The sequence below is a fragment of the Dyadobacter sp. OTU695 genome (assembly GCF_038440355.1).
GTDB lineage: Bacteria > Bacteroidota > Bacteroidia > Cytophagales > Spirosomataceae > Dyadobacter.
Genome location: NZ_JASATN010000001.1, coordinates 664,059 through 681,570, shown reverse-complemented (window position 1 = coordinate 681,570; position 17,512 = coordinate 664,059). Strand labels below are relative to the sequence as shown.

Annotated in this window: 11 protein-coding genes; 5 read left to right on the top strand and 6 right to left on the bottom strand. The window is 48.7% G+C overall.

Going from position 1 to position 17,512, the window contains the following annotated elements; all coding sequences use genetic code 11:
* Positions 1-81 precede the first annotated feature (81 nt).
* On the bottom strand, positions 82-2,115 hold the full coding sequence (locus tag AAHB90_RS02915; RefSeq protein ID WP_342083406.1) for a PAS domain-containing sensor histidine kinase: 2,034 nt from the start codon (positions 2,113-2,115) through the stop codon (positions 82-84).
* 94 nt (positions 2,116-2,209) lie between these two features.
* Positions 2,210-2,671: a response regulator gene (locus tag AAHB90_RS02910; protein WP_342083405.1), complete on the bottom strand. Its 462-nt coding sequence runs from the start codon at positions 2,669-2,671 to the stop codon at positions 2,210-2,212.
* Positions 2,672-2,979: 308 nt separating this feature from the next.
* Between AAHB90_RS02910 and AAHB90_RS02905 the strand changes: the two genes are divergently transcribed.
* The 4 genes from AAHB90_RS02905 (at position 2,980) to AAHB90_RS02890 (ending at position 9,862) form a co-directional block, all read left to right on the top strand.
* Positions 2,980-5,337, top strand: coding sequence for a PAS domain-containing protein (locus AAHB90_RS02905; protein ID WP_342083404.1), 2,358 nt, complete (start codon positions 2,980-2,982; stop codon positions 5,335-5,337).
* A gap of 497 nt (positions 5,338-5,834) precedes the next feature.
* Positions 5,835-7,466 (top strand): tail fiber domain-containing protein, encoded by a 1,632-nt coding sequence (locus AAHB90_RS02900; protein WP_342083403.1) that lies wholly within the window; start codon positions 5,835-5,837, stop codon positions 7,464-7,466.
* Positions 7,463-8,158, top strand: coding sequence for a T9SS type A sorting domain-containing protein (locus AAHB90_RS02895; RefSeq protein WP_342083402.1), 696 nt, complete (start codon positions 7,463-7,465; stop codon positions 8,156-8,158). The genes AAHB90_RS02900 and AAHB90_RS02895 overlap by 4 nt, the downstream gene beginning before the upstream one ends.
* A gap of 153 nt (positions 8,159-8,311) precedes the next feature.
* Positions 8,312-9,862 (top strand): tail fiber domain-containing protein, encoded by a 1,551-nt coding sequence (locus AAHB90_RS02890; protein ID WP_342083401.1) that lies wholly within the window; start codon positions 8,312-8,314, stop codon positions 9,860-9,862.
* 67 nt (positions 9,863-9,929) lie between these two features.
* On the opposite strand, the gene AAHB90_RS02885 is transcribed toward AAHB90_RS02890, so the two are convergent.
* The 3 genes from AAHB90_RS02885 to AAHB90_RS02875 form a co-directional block, all read right to left on the bottom strand.
* Complete coding sequence (locus AAHB90_RS02885; protein ID WP_342083400.1) at positions 9,930-10,571, bottom strand: hypothetical protein; 642 nt, start codon at positions 10,569-10,571, stop codon at positions 9,930-9,932.
* Positions 10,572-10,673: 102 nt separating this feature from the next.
* On the bottom strand, positions 10,674-11,258 hold the full coding sequence (locus AAHB90_RS02880) for a Crp/Fnr family transcriptional regulator (RefSeq protein WP_342083399.1): 585 nt from the start codon (positions 11,256-11,258) through the stop codon (positions 10,674-10,676).
* 107 nt (positions 11,259-11,365) lie between these two features.
* Positions 11,366-13,939, bottom strand: a complete 2,574-nt coding sequence (locus tag AAHB90_RS02875; RefSeq protein ID WP_342083398.1) for a galactose oxidase — start codon at positions 13,937-13,939, stop codon at positions 11,366-11,368.
* A gap of 351 nt (positions 13,940-14,290) precedes the next feature.
* On the opposite strand from AAHB90_RS02875, the gene AAHB90_RS02870 reads away from it, so the two are divergent.
* A complete protein-coding gene (locus AAHB90_RS02870) occupies positions 14,291-16,459 on the top strand; it encodes a GH92 family glycosyl hydrolase (RefSeq protein ID WP_342083397.1) in 2,169 nt (722 codons plus the stop codon).
* Between the two features lie 5 nt (positions 16,460-16,464).
* Here AAHB90_RS02870 and AAHB90_RS02865 read toward each other — a convergent pair whose 3' ends face one another.
* Complete coding sequence (locus AAHB90_RS02865) at positions 16,465-17,478, bottom strand: AraC family transcriptional regulator (RefSeq protein ID WP_342083396.1); 1,014 nt, start codon at positions 17,476-17,478, stop codon at positions 16,465-16,467.
* Positions 17,479-17,512 lie beyond the last annotated feature (34 nt).

Below are 17,512 nucleotides of genomic sequence, written 5' to 3'. Positions count from 1 at the left end.
ACTTTTGACCAAACGCTATTTAACCCCAGATTATCAGATTTTTACAATTCAGACACCGACATATCCAATTTTACGGGTATTTTAATGCTGGGCAAGGGTTGCCGGGATGTAAACATGGAAAACGGATCCTACTCCCGGCATACCTTCGGCAGTAATGTACCCGTGATGGTTCTGGGCTATTTTTTTGCAGATAGCGAGCCCGATGCCAGTACCTTCGTATTCGTTTTTGCCGTGGAGCCTTTGAAAAAGATCGAATATGCGGTTTTCATATCGCTGATCGAACCCGATGCCGTTGTCGGTAACGCTAATGCGGCAGAAAGTCCCCTGACCATCGTTGTCGTCCACCATATCATATCCAATTCGAACAACAGGCTTTCGATCCGGACTGCTATACTTAATACCATTGCCAATGAGGTTCTGCAAAAGCTGGTGAAACTGCACAGGGATTACCGGCAAAACCGGCAGCTGATCCACCTCCACCGTCGCATCCTTTTCAGTGATCAGTTCTTCCAGATCGCTTTTTACTTCTTCCACGATACTGGTCAGGTCAACCTCAACAAATTGAAAATTAACCCCGCTCGTCCCCGAGTAGCTCAGCAAGGCCTCTATCAGCTTTTGCATTCTTGCAGATGCCGCGATGATGCGTGCGAAGTAATCCTTGGTGCTTTCGGAGAAATGCTGTGCTTCCTTTTCCATGATCCTGCTGCTGAATGCGCGGATTTTCCGCAGCGGCTCCTGCAAGTCGTGCGAGGCCACGTAGCTGAACGATGCCAGTTCCTCGTTGTTCCGGCGCAGTTCCATGTTTTTTTTATGCAGGGCGTCATTGAGTTCGTTGTCCTTGGTCACGTCCTGCAATGCGCCGATCATCAGGTGATTCTCCCCTTCCCGAATGAAGTTTCCGCTGAGCCTGAAATACTTTATATCACCGTTTTTGGCAATAACCCGGTAGGTGTTTTGAACGATTACCTTCGTTTCATATGCCCGGATACCGTCGCGGATCGCCTGATGCCGGTCCTCGGGATGAAGAAATGACAGAAACTGTTCAAAAGACGGGGTGAATTCCTGGGGCTGGTAGCCGATCAGTCTGTAAAGATTGTCGGAGCATTCGAGCTCATTCGTTGCTACATTCCACGCGTAGCTGCCGATATTGGCATTTTCTTCTGAATGTTTGAAAATGGAATTCTGAATTTTCAGCTTCCGGTTCAGGTCTTTGAGCCGGAGATCTGATTTGAGCTCCTCGGAAATATTCCTGGTCGTGACCGTCACGCTATCTTCCAGTTTTTCAATGGAAGCGTCGAACCAGTAAATATCTCCATCCCGCCGGACATCCACCTGATAGTGGTCCGGATGCCCTGTTTCAATGCATTTTACGAGCTTTTCGAACACACCATTTCTGAAAATACCCGGGTACACCTCGCGGCAGGTTTTTCCGGCGATGCTCGGGCCGTCGGTCGTGCGCCGCCCCATGCTGTCTTCGTTGGAATACACAATGCGAAAGTCCATAATTTTACCGGCCGGGTTCCTTATGGGCTCGTAGGAAGCAATACTGTTTCCCGCGGTGTTGAGGATCGATTGCAGAAACTGCTCCGAATGCTTCAACTGCCGCGTCCGCTCCTCGACCTGCATTTCCATTTGCTCGGAAAAAGTAATCTGGTCGTGGATATCCATGCAGCCGCCTACATAGCCGATAAAAGTCCCCGCAGGCGTGTAACGCGGCACGCCTTTGTCTGAAATCCACCGGTATTGGCCGTCATGCCTGCGAAGGCGGTAATCCATACTGAACTCTTTCCGCGCATCGAAATGTGAAATGTAAATGTCGAGGCACCTTTTCAAATCGTCGGGATGGACGCCCTCGGCCCAGCCATTTCCGAGTTCCTGCTCCATGGTACGGCCGGTAAAATCGAGCCAGCCTTTGTTGAAGAAATAGCAAAGTTTATCGGGACTGGAAAGCCAGATCAGCACCGGGGCCGTGTCGGCAATGGCGCGGAAACGCCCTTCCATCTCCTGGATGTATGCGAGTGTGTCGCCCCCACCGGTCTGCCCCAGCCGGGCCTTTTCCAATTCCGCTTCCAGTTCTTCAATGCGTTTTCGCAACGCATCCGTTTCTGCGTTCATATTGAGGTTTTCGCCATTTCAATCCCTACCAATTTACATGCGTGGCGGCAAAATACCAACGCTGACCGGATTTTTGGGGTTAAAATTTGAAACGCTAGGACAAGAGGTTTTGTCTTAAAATGAATTCCAGTTCACTGGCTACATCAATTTCCCGATCCTGCCCGCTATTCACCCGAAGCAACGAGATTTGATATGCCGCATTGATTACTACCCTGATTTGCTCCTCATCCCAGGGCTTTTCCATACGATAGTGGACCTGGCCTTTACTTAAAGCCTCAGCGACGGCTGTGAGCTCTGTAAAACCCGTCAGCAGAACCCTTAACACATCGGGGTATTTCTCCAAGACGATAGTCAGAAGATCGACACCTGTGATTTCCGGCATGCGCTGGTCGGTAATGATAATATGTACAGGGTTCTCCTTCATGATTTCCAGTGCCTCGGCAGCGGAACCAGCGGTAAGTACATTGAATTCCTTCCGGAAAGTCGCCTTGAACGAGTTCAGGTTATGAACTTCATCGTCTACGTAGACAACAGTTATCGTTTTCGAAGTCTCCATCACTGGTTTTCCATAGAGATTAGGTCCTGTCTTATGTAAGGTTTGTTGTCAGATATGAATAAAGATTACGCTTTCGAAATGATAATCCGTGAACAGCTTATCAACGGGATACAACAAAAAATCAAAAGGTATTTTTATCAAATAAAAGGCTCATAAACGTCTTAGTAACGGACCTGACACAGCTAAGCATACCGCTTAAAAAGTTTTCGGCGTAAAGGATTTCCGAAAAGAGTAGGCAAAGTTCCTTTAAGGGTTTTGAGATTCGGAAATTGTTTTAATTTTATACGAATTAATTCTATATGTCCAATATGCAATCCAAGTTCTCTGCCGAATCGCTCGATATGGTCATCGCCGGTATCAATGCCGGGATATGGGACTGGGACTTCAAAACGGATAAACAAGTCTGGTCGGACCGCTTTTTCGAGCTTTTGGGCTATCAGCCGGATGAAATACCCAGCGGCTACGAGCCGTTTACCGAAATATTGGTCCATCCGGAAGACAAGCAAATCGTCGCCGACGCCATCCGCGAGCAGTTTGAGAACAATGTCCCCTATCTCGTTCATGTAAGACTGAAAACCAAAAATAATGGCTACCGCTATTTCGAATGCCGAGGTACTGTGCGCTTCGAAAACGGCAGGCCCGAAAGGATGGTTGGATCTGTAAGCGACATTCACGATGATGTTATGCAACGGGAACAACCCGGCAAGCTGGATGGGGTGTTGCAGGACCTCACCCAACGAAAGATCGTGGAAGAGAAACTGAGCGTGATCTTTCAGTATTCAACCGATGCGCATTTGCTTCTGGATGAACATGGGATCATGGATTGCAACGAAGCGGCCGTCAAAATGCTGCGCTGCAAAAACAAAAGCGAACTCCTCTCGATCCACCCTGCGAAATTCTCCCCCGAATTTCAACCCGACGGTCGCCTCTCTTCCGAAAAATCCGTGGAAATGGACCGGCTCGCGTATGAAAACGGCTATAACCGCTTCGAATGGATCCATAAGCGGATCGACGGCGAAGAATTCCCCGTGGAAGTGACGCTTAATCCCGTGTTGATCAGTAACAAAAAGGTGTTGCTGGTGGTGTGGCATGATATCACGCACAGAAAACGCGCCGAAGAGCTGATCCGCCGAAACGAAGCCATGCTGGCCGAATCGCAGCAACTCACGCATAGCGGAAGCTGGGAGGCCGACCTCGTTACGGGCCAGAACTATTGGTCCGACGAAGCATTTCGCATTTTCGGCCTTGAACCCGGTAGTCCCGGGCCGCAGACCGAGCTCTTTTCGAGCATGATACACCCCGAAGATCTGCCGCTGTACAAATCGCACATCCGGGATGCGATCAACCACCTGGAACCGGCAAGTTTCGACCTCCGCATTATCCTCCCCAATGGCCAGGTGAAATTCATTCACGCCATTGGGAAACCGTTCACAGATGCAAACGGCAGGGTAACGAAGCTCTATGGGGCAATCATGGACATCGACGAGCAGAAGAGAACGGAACAGGAACTTATCAAGGCCAAAGAGCAGGCAGAAATGGCGGGCCTTGCCAAGTCGCAGTTCCTTTCGACGATGAGCCACGAAATACGGACACCTATGAACGCGGTAATCGGTTTTACCCATTTGCTGCTGCAACAGGACCCGAAGCCGGAGCAGATGGAGTACCTTAATATTCTTAAATTTTCCGCCGAAAACCTGCTGGCCCTGATCAACGACATCCTTGATTTCAGTAAAATAGAAGCCGGAAAGATTGAATTCGAGGAAGTTGATTTCAATGTCCTCTCGCTGCTTGAAAATATCCGGTCAGGGATCCTGCAAAAGGCTAATGAAAAGGGGATTATGCTGAAACTGAACGTGGGCAGCGATCTCAATATCACGGTCGTCGGAGACCCTACCCGACTGGGCCAGATTCTCACGAACCTCGTCAGCAATGCCGTAAAATTCACTGAAAAAGGGAAAGTCACCATTTCGGCCACTATTTCAAAGCGGGTGGATGACCGTGTCACGATCGATTTCCGGATTGAGGATACGGGTATCGGTATCCCGCCCGACAAACTCGAGAATATCTTCGACAGCTTCACCCAGGCCACCTCCGATACAACCCGCAAATACGGTGGCTCGGGCCTCGGCTTGACCATCACGAAAAGGCTCCTGCAACTGCAAAACAGCCCGATTCATGTAGACAGCGAACCCGGCAAAGGGTCGGCATTCTATTTCAGCCTGTCGTTCCCTGTCAGCAAAAAACACCTTGCCGAACAAACCAACGGGGCGCCGGCGAATCAGTTTAGTCTGAAGGGGATAAAGCTGCTGATTGTGGAGGATAATAATATCAATGTCCTGCTAATGAAGAATTTCATGAAACAATGGGACGTACAATACGACCTCGCCGAAAACGGTCTTGTGGCACTCGAAAAAGTGCGAACCAATGACTATGACCTTGTGCTAATGGACCTTCAGATGCCCGAAATGGACGGCTATGAGGCCACACGGCACATCCGCCAACTGCCGGACGAGAAGTATCAACGGTTGCCCATTATCGCGCTTACCGCTTCTGCGATGCTGGACATTAAGGATATTGCGTTCACCGTTGGCATGAACGATTATATCAGCAAGCCGTTCTCGCCCGCGGAATTGTACGCGAAGATTGCCTCCTACCGGAAAAAGTGAGATTCGCGGTACAATGAATCGGTTACCTGGGCTTTTGCACCGGGCTTCTTTCCACTCATCGTCCCCTTTCCCGCATTATCCTGCCGCGAACTTCGCTCGCGCGGGAAGTTTTTTCGCCTGCTTTCCTCGCCGAACAGCCAGGAGTCACAAAAACGTAAAATCAAACAAATTATTAATAGTACAATAGCCCAGACGGGAGATTTCACACGTGGTGTCATAAAAGCGGGTTTAGGGTTGATGGAATGGCAGGCCCGATCCTCAAATTTTAGACGCCCTCTACGACACACGAGAATATATTTATCCCACGGCAGGAAATTCTTACCCACCGACTCGGCCCTCCACAGCCTCCTTAGGACTGACCACTTTCCTAAAACCGGATTTTCACCGCAGGCTATTTAAGCGAATGCCGATAATTCATTGTAGTCCGCATTTTGGCTAAAACCCGGCGATATTCCCGCTGGAATTAGCGAAGTCAAAACTCAAAAACATTCACACACATGAAAAACTTGTGCACTCATGCATCCGGACATATCAGGCCTGCCACAGCTCCGGTGACATCGAACTCCGAAAACAGGAAAGTATTTTCCCGTAAACCCAACCGCATCCTAGTCACTCTGCTGTCGGTTAGCCTGTTGCTTCTCTCCCAGTTCTCTACGGCACAGGCGCCGCAGCAGTTTAGTTTTCAAGGGGTAGCGCGGGGGGCGGATGGGAAGATTGTTGCTAACACGCAAATATCTGTTAGGATCAAAATTCATAAAGATGGACCAAATGGACCGATCGTATTCTCGGAAACACAGATTGTTGACACGAACCCGTCCGGGATTTTCAATCTCATAATAGGTGGTCTATCCGGGGGCTTAGATGATGTAAATTGGGCTTCTGACAACTGTTTCATTCAGACAGAAATTGATATTGCGGGTGGAGCTAACTTCGTAAATCTCGGAACTACCCAGATCAAGAGCGTACCTTATTCACTTGTTTCAAGGCAATGGGTAAATAATGTTCCTATTATTCAAACAGGTGTGTTTGGATCAGGCCCTACACTTCCAATACCAACTATTGGCGCCAATCTAATTTGGTACCCTCGAAAGGCGGCTTTCCGAGTGGGCAATCTAGAAGTTCCTGGATTTTGGGAGAGTACGGAAATTGGCAACAATTCATTTGCCGCAGGCAAAAACTCAGCTGCCAAAGGAGAAAACGCTGTGGCCCTTGGCAATACTTCCAACGCAAGTAACTTAGGATCGGCAGCAATAGGAACAGCGGTAGTTGCAGGTGGAGATTATTCCTTTGCCGCCGGCAAGGCCTCACACGCCGAAGGTGAAAGCTCGACCGTATTGGGGCTAGATGTTTATGCAAAATCATTCGGATCGGTTTCCCTGGGTACATTCAATAACATTTCCGATATCGAGGGTGCACCACTTGCGACAGATCGCATTTTTCAGTTGGGAAATGGTAGCTCCGATGCCGTTAGATCGAACGCGATAACTGTTTTAAGAAATGGAAATTTTGGCATCGGCAATAACGTCCTTTCTCCACAATATCTGCTAGACCTAGGTGGTAGAATGCGCATCCGGCACAATGGCCAAACCGCCGGTATACATTTTAACAATTCCGCCAATAACGAAGATGGGTTTGTTGGTATGAAGACAGATGATGAAATTGGACTATATATTAACAACGGCTGGCGCTTCTGGGTAACTAGTTCCAACGCTTACGTCAACGGCAATATCGTGAATACATCGGACCGGCGTTTAAAGAAACAGATAACTCCGGTTTCTCGCAGCCTCTCTTCACTGCACTCACTCCAAGGGTACAACTATTACTGGAACGACATTAAGCAAGGTAGGGATCTGCAAACTGGGCTAATCGCTCAAGAAGTTGAAAAACGATTTCCGGAATTAGTCACAACAAACAAAGACGGCTACAAAGCCGTCAACTACATCGGCCTCATCCCACATCTCATCGAAGCCGTCAAAGAACTTGATAAAAGAACCGAAGAAGTCGCAGCCTTAAAAAAAGAACTGGCAGAGGTGAAGGAGATCAATCACCGTGTAATGGCATTGGAGGCGGGGTTGAAAAGCCTTTTGACGGAGAATAAATCGGCCACCGGTAAATTGCAAGCCAAATGAAAAAGCTGTTGTTAACCATTCTAACCGGCGCTATATCATGCCCTTTATTCGCCCAAAGTATTTCCCCGGGCGCCATTTACGCCGCCAGCGCTTCTGGTTCCACCAATGGCGTGAGCGTGAACTGGGTGTTGGGCAGCCTCAATACGTTTTCAGATTTATCCGTACTGCCGGTGAAGCTGATCAGTTTCGAGGGACGGCTCAACGCTGCCGGCCTTGCCGAGCTGCATTGGAAAACTGCCGAAGAGGTTCACAACCTGGGATTTGAAATACAAAAATCGCCAGACGGCAAACAATGGGAGCTCCTCGGATGGGTCGACGGCGCGGGCGACTCCAAAACGGTGCACGATTACCATTACGTAGATCAGGAATTTGTGACGACAAGCTATTATCGACTAAGGCAGGTAGACACCGACGATTCTTATACATACAGCAAGATCATCTGCATCATCCCCGAAAAAGAAAGCCTCGACAGGTTCTACGTGTATCCTAATCCGTCACGCGAGCACAAAGTGCGGGTGCAAATGCCCGAGCAGACGCAAAGCTTGTTCCTGTTCGATCAGCTTGGTAACAAGCTTGGTCAATTCGAGACTCCGGGCACCGAACGTACGATCACATTGCCGCATACCGGTTCGTACCTGTTACAAATCGATACGCCCGTCGGAAGCAGAACAACAAAGCTGATTTTTCACTGAGGGTTAACTTGGGTTTTTACAGAGGCCGCCGTTTTGGTGGTCTCTGTTTTGTTTTCCGCTAAAAATATAAACCTAGCCGATAGCTCATCGCATTCTCTCCATAATCCGTATGCTGCAATTTTTGAGAATTGCTAACTATTAATCTGCCTTACAATGCGAAACAGAATTCTCCTCCTGCTGCTATTTTGTTTCGGCCTGGCCCCCACCTACGCACAGGCACCCTACCGTTTCAGTTTTCAGGGTATCGCAATCGATAACAATTTCCAACCGTTACAAAACGCAACCGTTACCGTCAGGATCTCGCTTATTCAAACCCAAATACTCGGACCGGTGGTATTTCAAGAAATTCACTTCACTCAGACCGATTTCAATGGCCTGTTTACCGTCATCGTGGGTTCCGCAGGCGGTGACTTGTCCAAGATCGATTGGCCAAACGATGTTTTCTTCCTCAAAGCAGAAGTCGACGATCAAAATGACGACAGGTTTCATTTTATTGGAATGACCCAGCTTTTGAGCGTTCCTTATTCGCTGTATGCCAATGAGGCCGGAAAATTACGGACTAATTTCCCGATTGTCCAGAAAGATCAAATGCAAGCAAGTGCGGATATTCCGACTATCGGAAACGGCGCAAGACTCATCTGGCACCCGAAAAAAGCCGCCTTCCGGGCAGGTTTGACCAATGGCGGTTGGGAAGATAACAACATCGGTCAGGGGTCGTTTGCGGTAGGACTAGACGCAGTAGCAAATGGCTATGGTTCAGTCGCAATTGGGAATGGCCCCACCGCATCGGAACATAGCGCTGTGTCAATAGGATACTCTTCAAATGCTCAACAGGAATATTCATTCGCCATCGGAAATGGCAGCTTTGCTTATAACCACCATTCATTTGCCATCGGCAACTGGTCAGCGGCGATGGGTGATTACAGCGTTTCGCTAGGTTACCATACGGTCGCCAAGGCACCTCACAGCCTGGCGGTCGGGCTCTACAACAACTCATTCGACCAACCAAACGGAGGACCTGCGGACAGAATATTTCAAATTGGCAACGGAGTTGGTATCAACAACCGGAACAATGCTATGACCGTCTTACGGAATGGGAATATCGGCATCGGAGGGAAAGCGGTTCTTCCAGAATTTGTCCTGGACGTAGCATCGAGAATGAGGATCCGGAACGACGGCAACACTGCCGGGCTCTACCTGAATAATTCACAAAATAAACCAGAGGGCTTTATTGGAATGAAAACTGATAAACAGGTGGGATTTTATCTAAATGGTGCATGGCGATTTTGGGTGGATGACATGGGAGTAGCATGGATACCCGGTGGTGCGCTTCAAGCACAGGCTTCCGACAAGCGATTAAAGCAGGACATTACACCACTAAAAGGCAGTCTCAATGCCATCAGCCGGATACGCGGCTACCATTATCACTGGATCGATGCAGGAAGAGGAACGGAACTACAAACCGGCGTAATTGCTCAGGAAATAGAGGAGTATTTCCCCGAACTCGTCCAGCAAAACGAAAAAGGATTAAAAACGGTCAATTACACGGGCCTTATACCACACCTGATCGAGTCGGCGCGTGAACTGAAAAATCAAACGGCAGAGATTGCCGAATTGAGAAGGGAAATAAATGAACTCAAAATGCTGACCGGCAACAGCATCTACAAAAATGTCGCTCCGCAGAACAGTTCAAAAGCAAAGTAACATTTTTTATGAGGGTTAAGGGTGATTCAAACAGAGGCCGCCGACTCGGCGGTCTCTGTTTTGTTTTTCATGCAAAGTTGCTCCCGCGTGTTTCGCACAACTGCTGCTGTAAAATCCGCCTGGTCAAGGAAGTGTAAGTGAGGGCCGCGGTAACGCTGATCAACGACCACATGCCATAGTCCCGCACCATTCCGCCCGCATCTTTCAGACCTGCAAAGTATGCCGCGATACCACAGGCAGCGCCGGCTATTCCTGCCAACAAGAAGGATAGTATACATTTCCAGATCCATGGTCGCGGCCTGGGTAGCAATGAACCTATCAGAAAAGCATTGATTATGCCGATTGCCAGGTACATAAAAATGATGTCGAACGGAATATACAATGTGTAATATCCAAGCCAGAAAGCGACAGGCACCAACAGCAAAAAGTAACCTAATCCCTTAAATATGCCGAGGGTAAAGTGTGAGCGAAGCGCCTGGTTTTGTAACATGACCAGTATTACCATAAATGCCGCAAGGGAGACGTTATGCATTACGAGTTGCGGAATCGTCAGTGCCTGCTCGTGCGGACCCGTAAAGTAGTGCGCCAGAAACGGGTGCAAAATGGCCAGCCCCAGAACATTGGCCCAAATGTGGTTGCGAACCCACGTTTTCAACAACAACGAAGTTTGACGGCCGGGAATAACCTGGCCCTCTGCGGGAAGAATCATTTCATTTTTCATTTGAATGGCTGAATAGTTGTAAACATCGCAGGCCTCACGTGCGATGGCACAAAGGTATTCCTGGTGTTACCGACAAATGCTTGACGATCGTCAAGAAAACACGGGGCTTGCAAGCCGTTTTCGTATACGGCTCAAACTTTCAGCACTAATACCGAGGATGTTGGCCAGGTATTTCAATGGGACACGCCTTACAAAATCCGGCTCGTGTTCCAGTAAATGTAAATAACGATCCTCCGGACGATCCCAGGTAAGTCTTGCTGCACGCTCCGCTGCCTGCTGCGCTGCCCACTCGCTCATGATCCTGGCAAAGCGCTCAAAAGCCGGACACTCGGCCAATAGCAAGTCACGGTTTGTTTTGGAAAGGACCAATACGACAGAGTCTTCCAATGCCACGGAATTATTCGTTGTGGGAGTGCTGTGATAGAAGCTTTCGAAGTCGGTAAAGAACTGGTTTTCAAAATTGACGTTGCAAGTCTTCTCCACACCGTCTCGGAATGTAAAATGACGGATGGCTCCCTTGCTCACAAAACCAATGAAATCATATTGCTTGCCCTCCGTGATCAGGAATTGCTTCCGCTTCAATCTGACCGGTTTAAAATAACGTTCGATCAAGGCTAGCTCGCTGTCCGAGATTCCGGCCATTTCGCGGCATAGCTTTATCAGTGGTTCTGTCATAAGGATATTCGAGAAAGAGTTATCATACTAATAATCAACACAATAACTTCAATGCAAAAATACCCCAAAACCGGCTACTCGGTAATGCCGTTCACTAACTTCGCTTTTTATGAATGCAGTACCTCCGGCATGTCCTTCCTGAAATCCTCCCCGTAAATGCGGTTGTACTCCCTCGCGAAGTTTTCGAAAGTGGTTTTCGCCAGGGAATGCTTGCCCAAATGCGCCAATGCCTTGCATTTCAGGATCATCGCTTCTTCGTTCACCGGATCGAAATAGAACACATAGTTGGCAAGCTTCACGACGAATTCGGCGTCATTCGTGATTTTAACCGAAGCAGCATAGCGCAGGTAGGCATCGACGATCTCATTCGAGATTTCCGACTTGAAATTATCCAGCCATTCGTATTCGACATTCGACAGAAAATTACCCCGCTTTGTAATACTGGCAAGTTCAACAATACTTTCCTTGGTAAGTAACTTACGGTTCCCGACCAATGTGAGGTAATGCATATAATCGACCTCGATCTTCTCAAAATCGATTTTGATCTTCCAGTAACCGGTCTCTTTCGATACCTGGCAATACTTCATTCTATCGAGGATCGCTTTCAGCTTTGCGATATTCACCGACCGGTTGTTTCGCGCACTTTCCGAGGGTTTGTCGAACCACAATAGCTCTTTCAGTTTCTCGGAACTGATCCCGTCCCAGCGGATGGAATAGAGCAATATCACCAGGAACAGCTCCTTCACCAGCGGACTGAATTGCTTCGTAATATCGTTGCCATCCTCATCATACAACTGCAAATTCCCAAATAACAAAATACAGCTTTTGTAAGGTGCCGCCTTCTCCACGACATTATCATCGGCCACCGGTTGCCCAGTATCATGCACTTCTTTCAGTCCCTGAACCGGCCCGATCTCCGGTGCTTTGGTGGCCTTCTGCCGTCCCAATTGCCCGGGCATATAACGGTACAACCAGTACACCAGCGACGCGGCAACCAACAGTGCGCCCACTATCCACAAACTACGTCCTGCCGGACCGGTTGAAGCCGTTTGCGGTGCCAAGGTTTCAAGCGGCGGGGCGTAAAGCGAATAGATAGCCACTTTCGTCCGCAAATTGGCGTCCCGGTAAAGGGTCACAGCAACAAAACGGCCGTTTGCCTTATCATAAAACAGGTCGGCAAAAGATTCGATATCAATAAACTGGTAAGGCACTTTCGAGCCAACGGGTTTGAATTCCGGCCGGGTGAGCGACCCTTTGATCAGTTGCAGTTCGGAGCTGAATTGATGTTTAGGAAATATCAATGCATAGTACGAGCTATCCTGCTCATTGATAATCATCGAGTTACCGAAAACAAAATCTTCCTTCGGCACTTTCAGTTCATAGATCTTCCTGAATTTGCGTTGCGCCCGGTCGAAATACAGCAGGTCGTACCAGTTACGCGGATTGAGCATTTGCTGGCCGGTTGAGCTTCCATACCCGCCCATTACGTACGCGCCCCCTTGCGTGGCACCCACCGCAGCCAGGTACCGGGGCGTGAAAACCGAGTCGTTCAATGGGATTTGCTGCCATATTCCCGACGGCAGATGGTAGCGCTGAACTTCCTTTTTATAAGCCAGATGCCCGTAGCCGCCCAACATATAAATGGAAGAATCGGCCGGGGAAAGGAATTTGTTCGCATGCAGGTAATAGGTCTTGGCTTGGGGAGATATATCGCTCTTATCCCAGTTCCGGCTGAGCGTGTCAAATGCCGTTATCAGCTTCTCGTTCAGGAAAATGTTGTACAAACGGTTCCTTTCAGCATCAAACAAGACCTGGTTATCGACATACACGGGCTGTTTGCCGCTTCGGTAAGGCATTGTTACTACCCGATTGCCAGCCAGACTGAACCGCACCAGCGAATCCTGCCCTACCACAAATACATTGCTGCTTTTCTCGTCAAATCCTACCCTTACATAGCCTTTCAGCGTCACAGTTTGCAGCAGCTTCCATTCATAATGCAACTTTTTAATCCAGATCGGATTGGCCGTTACCGCCGACTTTTGCCCGATTTCCTCGTTGGCCTTCAAACCATCGGTTTCATTCAATGGCCATTTGTAGGCGACGCGTCCACCCGAACGTAGTTCCACGTGCCGGATCTTCATGGGCGGCAGGTCTGTGGTACGGAACTCCTTGTACTGGTTGGCGCCAAAAAGAATCTTGTAGCACCCTTTCGTATCATATTTGACCGGATGTGAGAAACTGAGGTTACCGTAAACGACGGTGATCTGCTGTTTTTGCTTCTGAAAGCGCAGGGTGATGCGGTTCCATTTGGCAAAAAGATCGTCTCCCTGAAAATCGAAGGCAACCGGCGAAAACTGTTCACCGATGATCAGCTTAAAATGGTCGTGATGGGTGGAGCTGTTGTCGTAAATCAGGTCAATATTTTGTTCGTCGCCACCGATAACACGGACGATATAGCCGAAATAGGTCTTCTTATTCCTAAGAAAGGACAGTTCGAATGATAGTTCGAAATCACCATCCAGACAAATCGGGCCTTCCGGGCTCAGGTCAAGGCCCGTCCGTTTGTCCTGCACCGCTTCGAAGCTCTCGAAACCAAGCCCGTAGGACTGGCCCCACACCTCAGAAATGATGCACGACAACAGCATTGACCAAATACAAAAAAGAATAAACCTGAATTTCATAAGAGCGGGTTGGCAAGAAAACCGCGAAAAGTTTCCTCCTGGCAATGCATTTAAGGGTCCTGTTAATCGATTGTTAAGCTTTTCTTAAGTAAGGCGTATTTAATTCGCTTTTCGCTTCCCAAAGCTACACTTGCACGATATCAATTTAAAGTTAAACAATAACCAGGGTTTTTAATAACCCGGCTAACACCTGCCTATTTTTTCAGGAAAGCCCGGAACAAACCATTATCTATACTTTGTAAAACATCAATCATTGAAAATATAAGCGCCGAAACCGTAATTAAAATTTGATTTAGCATGATCCTACCTTTTAAAAACCTAACAACCTCCTCGTTCATACTTGCTTTTTGTTTGCATTCACTAACCAGCCCAGCACAAAAAAATCCTGAAAAAGATAACCTCCAATATGTAGATCTCCGCGTTGGGAACGTCGGCCAACTCCTGGAACCAACCCGACCCACCGTGCAGCTGCCCAATCAGATGATGCGGATGTTCCCCGTCCGCCAGGACTATCTCGACGACCAGATTTCCAGTTTCCCCGCCATTATCGTATCCCACAGGCTCGGTCAGGCGTTCGCATTGCACCCGAGTATCCTGCCCGTCAGTGCCGCCTCGTGGAAACACAAAATGACCTACGACCACGACCTGGAAGTACTTCGGCCCTATTATTATGCTACTTATCTGATTGAAGATGAAGTAAAAGTCGAGTTTGTTCCGGGTAAAAAAGCGGGCATTTACCGTTTCGAATTTCGTAAAAACGGTCATAAAAGCATTCTTTTCGACCAGTATAATAGCGGCGAAGCCAGCTGGAAATTCGAGGGAGGGAAAGAAATCATTGCACGTGAAATTTACCACGACGACATACCTGTTTACCTCTATGGAACATTCAGTCAGGCGGGTAAAACCGGTTCGCTGAATGGTGAAGATAATGTAGCCAAAGCCTACATTACTTTTCCTGACAGTGCTTCTTCCATCGAATTTCGTTATGCCATTTCGTTTGTAAGCGCCGGACAAGCGAAAAAGAATTTTGAGAATGAAGTAAAAAACACGGGATTTGATGATCTCAAAAAGGCTGGTGAACAGACCTGGTCGAAAACAATAGGCCAGATCCATGTCGAAGGAGGTACCGAAGCGCAAAAACGCAGCTTTTATTCATCGCTCTACCGCACTTATGAGCGGATGGTGGATATTTCGGAAGACAACCAATATTACAGTGGTTATGACAAAAAGGTCCACACCAGCAACCGGCCATTTTATGTAGACGACTGGACCTGGGACACTTACCTGGCCCACCATCCGCTGCGCGTAATTCTCAATCCGGCGCAGGAAGAGGACATGTTGCAATCGTTTGTGAATATGTATGAGCAGAGCGGCTGGTTGCCCACTTTTCCGGTACTTTTCGGCGACCACGCGTGTATGAACGGCTTCCATTCGTCGATAACCCTCCTCGACGGCTATCGCAAAGGCCTCAAAAACTTTGATATTGCGAAGGCATACGAAGCCATGAAAAAGAACGCCGAACAGGCCACCATGCTCCCCTGGCGGAACGGCGCGAAATGCGAGCTCGATGACATCTATCATTCCAAAGGCTTTTTCCCCGCCCTACGCCCTGGTGAAAAGGAGACAGTGAAACTGGTAGACGGCTTTGAAAAACGTCAGGCGGTTGCGGTTACCTTAGGCGGTGCCTATGACGATTGGGCAGTGGGCCAACTTGCCAAAGACCTCGGCAAAAACGCTGATTACCAAAAATTCAATATCCGGGCGAAGAATTACCAAAACCTCTGGAACGACGAAAAGCAGATGTTCATTCCCAAAGACAGCCAGGGAAAATGGATTGCCATCGACCCGAAGTTCGATGGTGGAATGGGCGGCCGCGATTTTTATGACGAAAACAATGGCTGGACCTATAAGTGGCAGGTACAGCACGACATAAACGGACTCGTAGGCCTGATGGGCGGCAAAAAGAATTTCGAAAACGGCCTCGATCAGCTTTACCGGGAAGGGCTAGGCCACAGCAAATACGAATTCTGGGGTAAATTCCCGGATGCGACGGGCCTGGTAGGACAATATTCGATGGGTAACGAGCCGAGTTTTCATATTCCATACCTCTACAACTTCACAGATGCGCCCTGGAAAACACAAAAACGCGTGCGCTTTCTGCTTGATGTATGGTTCAAGGACAACATTTTCGGGATACCGGGTGACGAGGACGGCGGCGGTATGACGGCATTTGTCGTATTCTCGTCCATGGGCTTTTACCCTATCACGCCGGGTCTGCCGGTTTACACCATCGGTAGCCCTGTTTTCGAGAAAGTGACGATCGACCTGCCCGGAGGTAAGGAGTTTAGGGTTGTTGCAAAAAATTGCTCGGTGGTAAACAAATACATTCAAAGCGCCAAAATGAATGGCAAAGCATTGAATGTACCGACATTCTCGCATGAAGAACTGGTAAATGGCGGAACACTGGAACTCGAAATGGGCCCGATGCCGAACAAGAGATGGGGAACGGGAAATGAATGACCCATTCACTCAAAATTCCTCCGATAACCTCCCGGAGCCTTTCCCGTCCAGCGTTTGAATGCGCGCGAGAATGCGCTCAATTCATTGTATCCCAACATATAAGAAATCTCTTTGGCATAATATCCGCCGGTTTCGAGGTAATGAAGGGCGAGCGATTTACGTACGTCATCGGCCAGTTCCTGATAGGTGACCTGCTCGTCCTTCAACTTTCGTTGCAGACTACGAGGGCTTACATTGAAATTGGCTGCTATTTCTTCAAGCGGGACAATGCCGAGATATGCGTTTTTCAGTAAATATTGCTGCACTTTATCCTGCCACGAATCACTCGTCAACCTGCCGGGTGCTACCGCATTGATTTTTTGCAAAAGGCTTTCCTGCAACGCATAGTCGGCTGTAAGGATAGGCATATCCCAATATTTGAGATCGAACGTAATCGAATAATCGCCCCCGGAGCGGGTCGGGGTACAACGCAGGACGCGTTCCAGTTCTACGGCGGCCTTGTCGGCGAAGGGCATGGTTACACGCTCGGGCCTTATGCGGGCAAGAATGAGGCCGTCGAGCTCGTGAACGGCGAAAACGAGGAAGAAATCGGCCATTTGGCTGAATGCGAAAGGCGAGGCGGCCTGATTCACTTCGTCGGGAATCAGGCGGAGCGTAAATGTACCTGCATCTCGCTCGATGGTCATGCCAAACAGGTCGGTGATCAGCGGCGTGAGCGCAACTGCATGTTCTATTCCCTGACCAACCGTCGTACTGCTCTTGACGATCTCTCCGACAATCCCCAACGCAGCCAGTTGTAACGACTCTCCCAGGTGCAACCCAAACAGCGGGTCACCGCTCAGGTGGCAGGCATTCAGCCAGAGGTCGTTGAACTGCTTCCGACTGATGTCGACCGGCCCGCCGGAAGTCAGCGCTTGCAGGTTGATACCCGAAAGACGACAAAGCTTTTCCAGCGAAATGTCACGCTGGGCCGCATATGCCATGAAAGCAAGAATGAATTGTTTTTGCTGATCGTTCACAGCGTAAATTTAGTAATTTAAAAAAAATATCCCT